This is a genomic window from Salmonella sp. SAL00653 (assembly GCF_046552515.1).
Lineage (GTDB): Bacteria > Pseudomonadota > Gammaproteobacteria > Enterobacterales > Enterobacteriaceae > Salmonella > Salmonella enterica.
On record NZ_JBGDTY010000001.1, the window covers coordinates 400637 to 412772 of the forward strand.

At 52.5% G+C, this 12136-nt stretch carries 12 protein-coding genes; 4 read left to right on the plus strand and 8 right to left on the minus strand.

Going from position 1 to position 12136, the window contains the following annotated elements; translation table 11 throughout:
- Positions 1-258 precede the first annotated feature (258 nt).
- Positions 259-1656, minus strand: a complete 1398-nt coding sequence (gene narK, locus ACLJRU_RS02030; protein WP_000019850.1) for a nitrate transporter NarK — start codon at positions 1654-1656, stop codon at positions 259-261.
- 340 nt (positions 1657-1996) lie between these two features.
- Between narK and narX the strand changes: the two genes are divergently transcribed.
- The gene (narX, locus tag ACLJRU_RS02035) at positions 1997-3793 is read left to right on the plus strand and encodes a nitrate/nitrite two-component system sensor histidine kinase NarX (RefSeq protein WP_000476244.1); all 1797 of its coding nucleotides are present in this window, start codon (positions 1997-1999) and stop codon (positions 3791-3793) included.
- Positions 3786-4436 carry a two-component system response regulator NarL gene (narL, locus tag ACLJRU_RS02040; protein WP_001064598.1) on the plus strand — a complete coding sequence of 217 codons (651 nt, stop codon included), beginning with the start codon at positions 3786-3788 and terminating at the stop codon, positions 4434-4436. The genes narX and narL overlap by 8 nt, the downstream gene beginning before the upstream one ends.
- Here the strand turns inward: narL and ACLJRU_RS02045 are convergent, their stop codons facing one another.
- Complete coding sequence (locus tag ACLJRU_RS02045; protein ID WP_024148652.1) at positions 4437-5861, minus strand: YchO/YchP family invasin; 1425 nt, start codon at positions 5859-5861, stop codon at positions 4437-4439.
- Positions 5862-6037: 176 nt separating this feature from the next.
- Here ACLJRU_RS02045 and ACLJRU_RS02050 point away from each other — a divergent pair, with 176 nt between their 5' ends.
- Positions 6038-6391 carry a DsrE/DsrF/TusD sulfur relay family protein gene (locus tag ACLJRU_RS02050; RefSeq protein ID WP_001179795.1) on the plus strand — a complete coding sequence of 118 codons (354 nt, stop codon included), beginning with the start codon at positions 6038-6040 and terminating at the stop codon, positions 6389-6391.
- A gap of 79 nt (positions 6392-6470) precedes the next feature.
- Here ACLJRU_RS02050 and chaB read toward each other — a convergent pair whose 3' ends face one another.
- Positions 6471-6701, minus strand: coding sequence for a putative cation transport regulator ChaB (gene chaB / locus ACLJRU_RS02055; RefSeq protein ID WP_001146392.1), 231 nt, complete (start codon positions 6699-6701; stop codon positions 6471-6473).
- Positions 6702-6967: 266 nt separating this feature from the next.
- On the opposite strand from chaB, the gene chaA reads away from it, so the two are divergent.
- Complete coding sequence (gene chaA, locus ACLJRU_RS02060) at positions 6968-8068, plus strand: sodium-potassium/proton antiporter ChaA (RefSeq protein ID WP_001540178.1); 1101 nt, start codon at positions 6968-6970, stop codon at positions 8066-8068.
- 53 nt (positions 8069-8121) lie between these two features.
- Here the strand turns inward: chaA and kdsA are convergent, their stop codons facing one another.
- Genes kdsA through prfA form a run of 5 tightly spaced genes read right to left on the minus strand, consistent with a single transcriptional unit; the run spans position 8122 to position 12128 of the window.
- Entirely contained in the window at positions 8122-8976 is an 855-nt protein-coding gene (gene kdsA, locus ACLJRU_RS02065; RefSeq protein WP_000811046.1) for a 3-deoxy-8-phosphooctulonate synthase, read from the minus strand.
- A gap of 37 nt (positions 8977-9013) precedes the next feature.
- Complete coding sequence (gene sirB1, locus ACLJRU_RS02070; protein WP_001257065.1) at positions 9014-9823, minus strand: invasion regulator SirB1; 810 nt, start codon at positions 9821-9823, stop codon at positions 9014-9016.
- 3 nt (positions 9824-9826) lie between these two features.
- Positions 9827-10216, minus strand: coding sequence for an invasion regulator SirB2 (gene sirB2 / locus ACLJRU_RS02075; protein ID WP_000150667.1), 390 nt, complete (start codon positions 10214-10216; stop codon positions 9827-9829).
- On the minus strand, positions 10213-11046 hold the full coding sequence (gene prmC, locus ACLJRU_RS02080) for a peptide chain release factor N(5)-glutamine methyltransferase (protein ID WP_000347310.1): 834 nt from the start codon (positions 11044-11046) through the stop codon (positions 10213-10215). Before prmC ends, sirB2 begins: the two co-directional genes overlap by 4 nt.
- A complete protein-coding gene (prfA, locus tag ACLJRU_RS02085) occupies positions 11046-12128 on the minus strand; it encodes a peptide chain release factor 1 (protein ID WP_000804703.1) in 1083 nt (360 codons plus the stop codon). The genes prmC and prfA overlap by 1 nt, the downstream gene beginning before the upstream one ends.
- Between the last annotated feature and the right edge of the window lie 8 nt (positions 12129-12136).

Genomic DNA, 12136 nt, shown 5'->3' on the forward strand with positions numbered 1-12136 from the left:
CAAACCTCCTGCATACTCCTTTTGGAGGAGGAGTTTTATTTATATATATTACTGATTTAATTACATAAAATTAAATTTAGGCACGACATGAATGTTAAATTTTCAACAAGTGGGTATTAAGGGGTATCCCCTGGATGACCGATAAAGATGTGCGTGGTCAGCCCTGTCGCGCCTCACTTCTTGACTATAAGTATGTTGTAACTAAATGCGGGTAAAAAAAAAAGCGCGGTCTAACGCCGCGCAAAGGATAATCAAAAGTTACTTTTTATTTTTAGAATGACGTCCATATACCGCCCAGGTAATAACGACGCAGGCGATATAGAAAATAAGAAAGACTTTCATCGCGCCGACTGGCGAACCGGTTAAGGCTAAAGATGAACCAAACGCTTTCGGAATAAAAAAGCCGCCAATCGCGCCAATCGCGGAAATAAAGCCCAGCGCCGCCGCCGTATCGGTCGCCGCTTCACGCATGGCTCTTTCTTCCGACCCGCCTTCCGCTTTTACCCGGTCCATCGTCAGTTTACGGAAGATAACGGAGATCATCTGGAAGGTAGAACCACTCCCCAGCCCCGCCGTCAGGAATAGCGCCAGAAATACCCCGTAGAACGCGATAAAGCTACCGCCAACGCCGCCAGTAGGTAATGTCAGGAACAGCAGACCGCTGAAAATCGCCATCAGGACAAAGTTGATAAGCGTGACGCGAGTCCCCCCCAGACGGTCAGAAATTGCGCCGCCTGCCGAACGCGCCAGCGCGCCGATAAACGGACCGAAAAACGCATAATGCAGGATCTGCACATCCGGGAATTGCGTTTTAGACAGCATAGCGAACCCCGCGGAGAAACCGATAAACGATCCGAAGGTCGCCAGATACAGCAGACTCATGATCCACAGATGACCACGTTTGAGCACCGGCAGTTGCTCTTTTAGCGAGGCCTTAGACGTCGCCAGTTCGTTCATGCCGAACCACGCCGCCAGCGTAAAAATGGCCAGGAAAGGCACCCAAATCCAGGCCGCGTTCGCCAGATAGAGCTGAGAACCGTCCGGCTGCTCTACACCGTGGCTGCCAAAGGCGGCAAAGATAGAGAGCGAAACCACCAGCGGCGCAACCAGCTGCATCACGCTCACGCCCATATTGCCCAGACCACCGTTCAGACCCAGCGCGCCGCCCTGCTTTTGTTTAGGAAAGAAAAAGCTGATGTTCGCCATACTGGAGGCAAAGTTCGCGCCGGCAAAACCACACAGCAAGGAAATAATAATGAAAGTGCTAAATGGCGTACTGGTATCCTGAACGGCAAAGCCTAACCATACGCAAGGCACGATGAGGATACCGGTACTGAACGCTGTCCAGCGACGTCCGCCAAATAGCGGCACCATAAAGGAGTAAGGCACCCGTAGCAGCGCGCCGGAAACAGATGGCAGCGCAGTCAACATAAAGAGCTGATCGGTCGTAAAATTAAATCCCACTTTCGGCAGGTTCACCGCCACTGCGCTGAATAGCATCCAGACGCAAAACGCCAGCAGTAAACACGGGACAGAAATCCACAAATTACGGCTGGCGACACGATGGCCGCGCTGCTGCCAGAATGCCGGATCTTCCGGACGCCATTCCGTGATAACAGCGCCAGTTGCCCTTTCCGGGGCGGATGAGTGACTCATAGACACCTCTGATTCTTGATTTGATGTCTGCCACATTAGGGTTTACTGCCGAAGGTAAGTTGATATAAATCAAAGGAAAAGTCGTCATCACCGGCGACTAAAAAGCGTTATTACCCTTAATGAGTAGGCTATTTTGGTAAAAAAGCTGTGGTTTTTCACCATGCTGTGTCTGTCTACTCCTTCCCGTCGCAGATACCTCTCTACGGCGGCAATTAAGGAGTAACTCGTTATAGGTATGGGTATACTCCGCTGTATCGTTGAGAATAGCGGCACAGCCGATTGACGCCCCTCTTTTTTGCTACGTTTTTTCGGCGACATTACCCCGAAGAAAGAAGGTAACATGTTTAAACGGTGTTTCTCTCCTCTTACGCTGGTTAACCAACTAGCGCTGATTGTCATGCTCTCTACCGCTATCGGCGTGGCGGGGATGGCGGTTTCCGGCTGGCTGGTTCAGGGCGTGCAGGGTAGCGCTCATGCGATTAATAAAGCGGGCTCATTGCGTATGCAAAGCTATCGACTACTGGCCGCTGTCCCGCTGGATGCTAAAGATCAAAAGCTGCTGGATGAGATGGAGCAAACGGCATTCAGCCCGGAACTGACCCGCGCCGCTGAGCGAGACGGGCAGCAAAAGCAGCTTAAAGCGTTGCAGGATTACTGGCATAACGAACTCTCGCCAGGACTACAGCACGCGCAAAACGCGCACGCGGTCGCAGAAGATGTCACGCGCTTTGTGGCGGGCCTGGATCGCCTGGTGACGTCGTTCGACCATACTACTGAATTGCGTATCGAACGCGTGGTATTAGTTCACCGGGTAATGGCGATCTTTATGGCGCTATTGCTGGTATTTACGATTATCTGGCTACGTGTTCGCCTTTTGCAGCCCTGGAAACAGTTGTTATCAATGGCGCGCGCCGTCAGTCAGCGCGACTTTACCCAACGTGCCAATATCAGTGGACGCAATGAGATGGCCGCGTTGGGTTCTGCGCTCAATAATATGTCTGAAGAACTGGCCGAAAGTTATGCGGTACTGGAACAGCGCGTACAGGAAAAAACAGCCGGTCTGGAACATAAAAACCAGATTCTCTCGTTTTTGTGGCAAGCCAACCGCCGACTGCATTCACAGGCTCCGCTATGTGAACGTCTTTCACCGGTACTGAATGGCCTGCAAAATTTAACCCAGTTGCATGATATTGAGCTGCGAGTCTATGACCTGGAAGATGAAGATAATCATCAGGAATTTACCTGTCAGTCGGACATCAGTTGCGATGATAAAGGCTGCCACCTTTGCCCACGTAGCGCCCTGCCAATGATTAACGGCGGCACCACCTTAAAATGGCGGCTCACCGACTCTCACACCCAATACGGTATTTTGCTGGCGACGCTGCCCTATGGACGCCATCTCAGCCACGATCAGCAACAGTTGGTGGACACGCTGGTTGAACAGCTTACCGCGACTCTGGCGCTCGACAGGCATCAGGAGCGCCAGCAGCAGTTGATTGTCATGGAAGAGCGTGCCACCATTGCCCGCGAACTGCATGATTCTATTGCCCAGTCGCTCTCTTGTATGAAGATGCAGGTGAGCTGCCTGCAAATGCAGGGCGACGTGTTACCGGAAAGCAGCCGTGAGTTACTCAGCCAAATTCGCAATGAGCTGAACTGCTCCTGGGCGCAACTGCGCGAACTGTTAACCACTTTCCGCTTACAGTTGACGGAACCCGGGCTACGTCCGGCGCTGGAAGCAAGCTGCCAGGAGTTCAGCGCCCGGTTTGGCTTTACGGTAAAACTGGATTATCAGCTTCCCCCCCGCCTGGTGCCGTCACACCAGGCGATACACCTGTTGCAAATTGCCAGGGAAGCCCTCAGCAACGCCCTTAAACACTCTCATGCCGACGATGTGGTGGTGACAGTGACGCAATGTGGCAAACAGGTCAAACTAAAAGTGCAGGATAATGGCTGCGGCGTCCCGGAAAACGCCGAACGCAGTAATCACTACGGCATGATCATCATGCGCGATCGGGCGCAAAGTTTGCGCGGCGATTGCCAGGTACGCCGACGAGAGACTGGCGGAACAGAGGTCACTGTTACTTTTATTCCAGAAACAAACTTCACAGAAACCCAGGGAGATACCCATGAATAATCAGGAACCGGCAACCATCCTGTTAATCGACGACCATCCGATGCTACGCACGGGTGTAAAGCAGCTTGTGAGTATGGCGCCCGATATCAGCGTGGTCGGAGAAGCCAGCAACGGTGAGCAGGGTATTGACCTGGCGGAATCGCTCGATCCCGATCTGATCCTCCTTGATTTGAATATGCCGGGAATGAATGGTCTCGAAACGCTGGATAAATTACGCGAAAAAGCGCTGTCAGGACGTATTGTCGTTTTCAGCGTATCCAACCATGAAGAAGATGTCGTCACGGCGCTAAAGCGCGGCGCGGATGGTTATCTGTTGAAAGACATGGAGCCGGAGGACTTGCTCAAAGCGTTACAACAGGCCGCCGCCGGCGAAATGGTATTAAGTGAAGCGTTAACGCCGGTACTGGCGGCCAGCCTGCGGGCCAACCGCGCTACCACCGATCGCGATGTAACGCAACTCACCCCGCGTGAGCGCGATATTCTGAAGCTCATCGCGCAGGGATTGCCGAATAAGATGATTGCCCGACGTCTGGATATCACCGAAAGTACGGTCAAAGTGCACGTGAAACATATGCTCAAGAAAATGAAGCTGAAATCGCGCGTGGAGGCCGCCGTCTGGGTACATCAGGAACGCATCTTTTAATTATTGCTCCTGGAACGGTTGCCAATGCGGATTATCGTCCGGCATCGTGATAAACGGTTCAGTCAGCGCGAGCGTGATCTCATTGGAAGAGACACGCTGACCTTTTTCATCTTCAACCACCACCGATAAACGCCAGCGATTTGCCGCGCCTTCACGGTGATCCCAGGCCGGCATAATGATTGTCCAGCCCTCGGTACTGCGAGTGTCCGTTCCTGCCGTCAAACTTAATGCCTGTGTATCGCCCTGCCAGCTCAAATGACGAATACCGTGCACGCTGCGCACCTGCAATTTTAACGCAACCGTCTCACCAGGCGTAAGATCCCAGGGCGGCGTCGCCAGAAAAACCGTTAACGTTTTACGCTGCCGATACTCCATTGTCGGCAGCGAGTTACGTTGCAGCGTATCATAGCGGCTACCGCGTAATGACTGGCTTTGCGCCACTTCACTGGCGGCAAGCTGCTTTTTGAGCGACACGCCGAAGCGGTAGTTAAGCGTCAGCCCCAGGTTATTCTGACTGACCCCGCTCTCGCCCTGTTTGTGCTGGGCGGTCACGGTAAGCAAAGGTACTGGCGTATAGTTGAGACCCAGTTTTAACGCGACAGGATTGTGATACCCCGTTCCGGAGTCAAACAGATCCACGCTATCGCCAAAGTACTGCTCCAGACTAACGCTGGTATTGATATGCTGGTAAAACGGCAGCCGCATTTGCGCGTTGATATCATACCCGCGCGCCATTCGCTGTTCTAAGGTCGCCGTATGCGTCTGCCAGTCGGCAAAAGGCTGATAATAGTTGGCGGATAAACGCAAATATTCTCCCCACGCCTCCGCGCCAAAGCCGGCGCGCTGTAGATTTTCATCCAGCAGATTATCGTAAAAGGTATTATAGCCAAGAAGCCAGCCATCCTGCGCCCAGCGCTGTCCTACGCCAATGTTGCTTACCAGTCCGTCAGTCTGTTGCGTAAGACCAAGCTGGCTCCAGGTCAGATAGCGCTGTTTATCCTGTAAAGGGATAAACCAGCTTCCGCGACTGCCGTTAAAATGACCTTCGTTATCGACGTTAATATCCACGCTGGCGCTGCCCCAGGCTGATAGCCAGCTTTCAAGCTGCTGGTTAACCTGCTCGCTGACCACATCGCGTACCTGTCCGAAAGCGAATTGCCGCGCCTGTTCACCAGTATCCAGATCGTTATTTTTCATGCTGGCTTCGCCAAACGCTTTGGCCATCTCGGCAAAATGCTTTTCCCCTTCGTGGGATTCCGGCATCATGCCTAAATCCGGCAGATGGTTTTGATCGAAAGGGTCTTGCGCCTGCGCACGGATCGTACCGCTGGCAGTCAGCAAGAGAAGCGAGAGTGAGAATGAACGAAAAACAATACGGCTCAACGTGTCGGCAACTTCTACAACAAAAGATAAGAGGAATGGCATCAGAGTAAACCATAACGTGTCCGGACAGGTTTTGCAGCCTTTTCTCGTGCTTCCAGGAATATCCTTATTTTTTCCGCAGAGCGTCCCAGGATTTTCTCCACGCATTTGGCGGTACCCGGTTCCCGAGGTAACATAACGCCATTGCCGACAAAATTTCTCGAGGAGAAGGGTTATTCATGCAAAATATCGTCATTATCGCTAACGGCGCCGCCTACGGCAGCGAATCATTATTTAATAGCCTGCGTCTGGCCATTGCGCTGCGCGAGCAGGAAAGCCATCTCAATTTACGCCTGTTTTTGATGTCAGATGCCGTAACCGCAGGGTTACGCGGTCAAAAACCAGCCGAAGGCTACAATATTCAGCAAATGCTGGAAATTCTGACCGCGCAAAACGTACCGGTAAAATTATGCAAAACCTGTGCGGACGGACGTGGTATCACTCCCCTGCCGCTGATTGACGGTGTGGAAATCGGAACGCTGGTCGAGCTGGCGCAATGGACGCTGGCGGCGGACAAAGTGCTGACATTTTGAATCTGTACGCGGGAAAAGCTCCCGCGTCAGGATAGACTTCCGGCAAGAAAATCAGGCTAACACGTGAGTAATACCGCGTTTATTTTTTCTTATGCCATTTATCATCCTCGCCTTTTTCATAATCGTTTTTAACCGCCGCCCAGGCGACTTTGTGTGCGGTTTCCTCGCGACTGGCGTCATCACGACGATCGGCTTTATCTTTATATTGCTCCCAGGCGCTATTAAACGCTTCTTTGTAAATGTCCTGGGCATGGGCTGGAAGAACATTCCGCACATTATCGGGTAAATCACTTTTGGCTTTATACGGCATCCGCACCTCCGTCTTCAGGGAAAACATTAAGTGTGGTAAACAATGCGTTATTACGCCAGTCGAGGAGGATTTTTGCTTTTTACGGAAATTAACTTTTTGTTATTTAAACACTGTTAAAACAAGATCGTTGTTTTACTGACCTTGAAAGAAAAAAATCGTCTACGCCGTAAAACTACGTAAAAAACCACTAAAAAAATACAAATTTCTGCTATTTTTACCTTCTCTACTCTTTCCAAAATATTAACACCTGCACAAGGGAGACCCTCATGACGCATGCCTGTGAGGCGGTGAAAACCCGCCATAAGGAGACTTCGCTTATTTTCCCGGTTCTTGCGCTGGTAGTGCTGTTCCTTTGGGGAAGCAGCCAGTCACTACCAGTGGTTATTGGCATCAATATCCTTGCACTTATTGGTATTTTAAGCAGCGCATTTAGCGTGGTCCGTCATGCCGATGTATTAGCGCACCGACTCGGCGAACCCTACGGATCGCTTATTTTAAGCCTGTCCGTCGTTATTCTTGAAGTGAGTTTAATTTCAGCGCTGATGGCTACCGGCGATGCTGCGCCAACGCTTATGCGCGATACGCTCTACTCTATTATTATGATTGTCACCGGGGGACTGGTCGGTTTCTCGTTGTTGTTGGGCGGGCGTAAATTCGCAACGCAATATATGAATTTATTTGGGATTAAGCAGTATCTTATCGCGCTGTTTCCGCTGGCGATTATTGTGCTGGTTTTTCCAATGGCATTGCCGCAAGCCAATTTCTCTACCGCTCAGGCATTATTGGTCGCGTTAATTTCCGCCGCGATGTACGGCGTATTTTTGTTGATTCAAACCAAAACGCACCAGAGCTTATTTATCTATGAACATGAAGATGAAGGCGATGATGACAATCCACACCACGGTAAACCCTCCGCGCACAGTAGCGGTTGGCATACGGTCTGGTTACTCATTCATTTAATTGCGGTCATTGCCGTTACCAAAATGAATGCCAGCCCGCTGGAGGCGTTGCTGACCAGCATGAACGCCCCGGTCGCCTTTACCGGTTTCCTGGTCGCGCTGTTAATTCTCTCGCCGGAAGGACTGGGTGCGCTGAAGGCGGTACTGAATAATCAGGTTCAGCGGGCAATGAATCTGTTCTTCGGATCGGTGTTGGCGACGATTTCATTAACCGTGCCGGTCGTCACGCTCATCGCCTGGGCGACAGGTAATGATCTGGTATTTGGTTTAGGCGCGCCGGAAATGGTAGTGATGGTGGCCTCGTTAGTGCTGTGCCATATTTCGTTCTCTACCGGACGCACCAACGTGCTAAACGGCGCGGCGCATCTGGCTTTATTTGCCGCCTATCTGATGACGATTTTTGCCTGATATAAAAAAGCCGGATAGTATCTTATCCGGCCTACACAAGCTAAAAACCGCAATCAGTTCTCGGTATCCAGCTCGTCGAAGCTTTTCACCAAATCATCAATCGCTTTTATCTGGGTCAGGAACTGCTCCAGTTTCGCCAGCGGCAGCGCGGAAGGACCGTCGCACTTCGCGTTAGCCGGGTCCGGATGCGACTCCAGGAACAGGCCCGCCAGACCGACAGCCATACCGGCGCGCGCCAGCTCGGTCACCTGACCTCGACGACCACCAGAGGCGGCGCCAAATGGGTCGCGGCATTGCAGCGCGTGGGTGACGTCGAAAATCACTGGCGAGTTGCCGGAGACCTTTTTCATCACGCTAAAGCCCAGCATATCCACCACCAGGTTGTCATAACCGAAGTTCGCGCCGCGATCGCACAGAATCACCTTATCGTTACCACCCTCATGGAACTTATCCACGATATTGCCCATCTGACCCGGGCTTACGAACTGCGGCTTTTTCACGTTAATCACAGCGCCGGTTTTCGCCATCGCTTCCACCAGGTCGGTCTGGCGCGCCAGAAACGCCGGGAGCTGAATCACGTCAACCACATCAGCAACAGGCTGCGCCTGGCTGGCTTCATGGACGTCAGTGATCACTTTTACGCCAAATGTCTGCTTGAGTTCCTGGAAGATTTTCATCCCTTCTTCCAGACCCGGCCCACGGTAAGAGTGAATAGAGGAACGGTTGGCTTTATCAAAAGAGGCCTTGAACACGTAAGGAATACCCAGCTTCTGGGTAACGGTTACGTAGTGCTCACAAATGCGCATTGCCAGATCGCGTGACTCCAGCACGTTCATACCGCCAAACAGCACAAACGGCAGGTCATTTGCCACCTTAATGTCGCCAATGTTAACCACTTTTTGTTTCATAGGATCGCCTTACACTTATAGGTAAAATGTCGGTTAATTAATGTAGAACAATTTGCTTGTGCGCAATGGTGTTGATCTGCGCACGAATCATTTCGCTGATCGGGTCTTCCGGACACTGTTCAACGAAGTAGCTTAAATCAGTCAGCGCAACGTGTTCACACTCAAGCTGCGCGTAGATTAACCCGCGGTCACGGATTTCGTAAGGATCTTCCGGGTTAAATTGCAACAATGCTTCGCTAACGCGCAGCGCCAGCTCCATTTGCCGTTCCTCCATCAGCGAGGATTTCAGCGTATCCAGTAGCTTACGAATCACTTCGGCGTTATCCGCTTCGTCCAAATCTTCATTAAACAACTCGGCGACCGGACTAATATTGCCTTTTAACCAGACTTCCAGAGTATGTTCATCAAGCGTTTCACCGTTGAACGGGTTAATCAGCCACATTTCCCCTTCCAGCGATTCAATACGCAAAATCAACTGCGTTGGGAAGATAACGGGCACCAACGGCAAATCAAGACGGTTTGCTATCCATAATAAAATAGCGCCCAACGATACCGCGCTCCCCTGGCGTTTTTTCAGGACTTTATCGAGCCATAAAGCATCAGAAAGACGGTAGACGCCGCGGGAATCCGTGAACCCCCACTCGCCGTAAAAAAGTGCCAGCAATTTTTCCAGTTGCTCATCCTGAGACAGGAGCTGGCTAATTTCTTCCTGCGCCAGACTGACCAGACGTTCCAGTTCGTCGTAGACAAACTGCGTGGGAAAATCCAGGCGAATCATCTCTGATGCCAGGATCATGCCATCACACAGCGGCGCATTGTTAAATTCGAAATCAGCTAACGACCTCATGACTTACCCCAGTAACGGTATTTTTGTGGTGGCGAGTTTAATGATGATGTACAGCACCACCAGCGCCAGCGGGAAAGCGATAAAACGCGCCTGTTGGCTGCGCGCCTGACGATAATCAAGCGCAATAAAACCCAAAACGATGTAGATGATAACGCCAAACAGTTTTTCAGTCAGCCATGAGCCCGACTCCGTGAATGGCAGGATGTGCGTTTTAACGATTAACCCAATACCGCTAAGCAGTAACAGGGTATCTATGACGGGAGGCACGATTCGTGTCCAGCGCGCGGCGGCCAACGCATGGCCGCAATAGCGCCACCAGTAACGAGCGACAAACAAACTGACGGAGAGCGCAACACAGATAAGATGAAGCGTGAGCAACATTGCAATTGTCATGGCGTAAAACGTCCGCAGGTCACGCGTTCATTACCACCATAATCACGACACGTTTCTACATCCGAGTAACCAGACCGCCTGAAAACCGCTCTTACCGCTTCGCCCTGCTGCCAACCGTGTTCCAGCAGCAGGAAGCCGCCGGGCGTTAACATCTGGCGGGCGTTATCGATAATATGCGTAAGATCCGCCATACCGTTTTCGTCCGCCACCAACGCCGAGCGCGGTTCAAAGCGTACATCGCCTTCGCTAAGGTGCGGGTCCTGCGCGTCAATGTAGGGCGGATTGCTGACAATCATGTCGAACTGCTGCCCCGATAGCGCGCTGAACCAACAACTTTGCAGTATACGCACATTCCGGATAGCCAAATGTTCCGCGTTGCGTATCGCCAGCGCAACCGCATCAGGCATACGATCGACCGCAGTCACCTCGCAATCCGGTCGCTCGCAGGCCAGCGCCAGCGCAATCGCGCCGGTTCCGGTGCCTAAATCCAGAATACGACAGGTTTTTACCGGCAATCGCGCCAACGCCTGTTCCACCAGACATTCGGTATCCGGGCGCGGGATTAGCGTGGCGGGAGAAACGAAGAGCGGCAGCGACCAGAATTCGCGTAAGCCCGTCAGGTACGCAATAGGTTCGCCCTGTTTACGCCGCTGCAGCAGGTCCGCGAGCTGTTGTTGCTGGACGTCGGTAAGCGGCGTTTCGCCAAAGGCCATGATATACGTCCGCCCTTTGCCCGTAACGTACTCTAGCAGGATCTCGGCGTCGCGCCGGGGGCTGTCGCTGTCCCGGAGCTGGTTTACCGCCTCATGCAGCCAGTGCTGAAAATCCATTATTCCTGCTCGGATAAGGCGGCTAACAGGTCAGCCTGGTGTTCCTGAACAATCGGCTCAATCAGCATATCCAGCTTACCTTCCATCGTTTCATCAAGGCGATATAACGTCAGATTAATACGATGATCGGTCACGCGCCCCTGCGGGAAATTATAGGTCCGGTTACGATCGCTGCGATCGCCGCTGCCAAGCAGATTGCGTCGCGTTGACGCCTCGGCCTGCTGGCGTTTTGCCGTTTCGGCGGCGTGAATGCGCGCCCCGAGCACCGAGAGCGCTTTCGCTTTGTTTTTATGCTGCGAACGTTCGTCCTGGCATTCCACCACGATGCCGGTCGGCAAGTGGGTAATACGGATAGCGGAGTCGGTGGTGTTAACGTGCTGACCGCCCGCGCCGGAAGAACGAAACGTATCAATGCGCAGATCCGCCGGGTTAATATCCGGCAGCTCGGCTTCCGGCAGCTCCGGCATCACGGCGACGGTACAGGCGGAGGTATGGATACGCCCCTGCGACTCGGTCGCCGGAACACGCTGTACGCGGTGTCCGCCGGACTCAAATTTCAGCCGGCCATACACGCCGTCGCCGCTGATTTTGGCGATGATCTCTTTATAACCGCCATGCTCGCCTTCGCTCATGCTCATGATCTCCACGCGCCAGCGGCGCGCTTCGGCATAACGGCTGTACATGCGGAACAGATCGCCGGCAAACAGCGCGGCTTCGTCGCCGCCGGTGCCGGCGCGAACCTCAAGGAACGCGTTTCGTTCATCGTCCGGATCTTTCGGCAGCAGCAGTACCTGTAACTGTTGCTCCAGTTGTTCGCTTTTTTCTTTCGCTTCGCGCAGTTCTTCCTGCGCCATTTCTCGCATTTCAGGATCGTCGAGCATCATCTGAGCCGTCTCGATATCGTCCTGAACCTGTTGCCAGTCCGTAAAACAGCGAGAAACGTCGCTTAATTGCGCATATTCGCGCGACAATGCGCGAAAGCGGTCCTGGTCGGCGATAATTCCCGCATCGCCCAGCAACGCCTGAACTTCCTCATGGCGTTCGTGCAGGGCTTCCAGTTTGGCAACGATAGAAGGCTTCATAGGCGTAA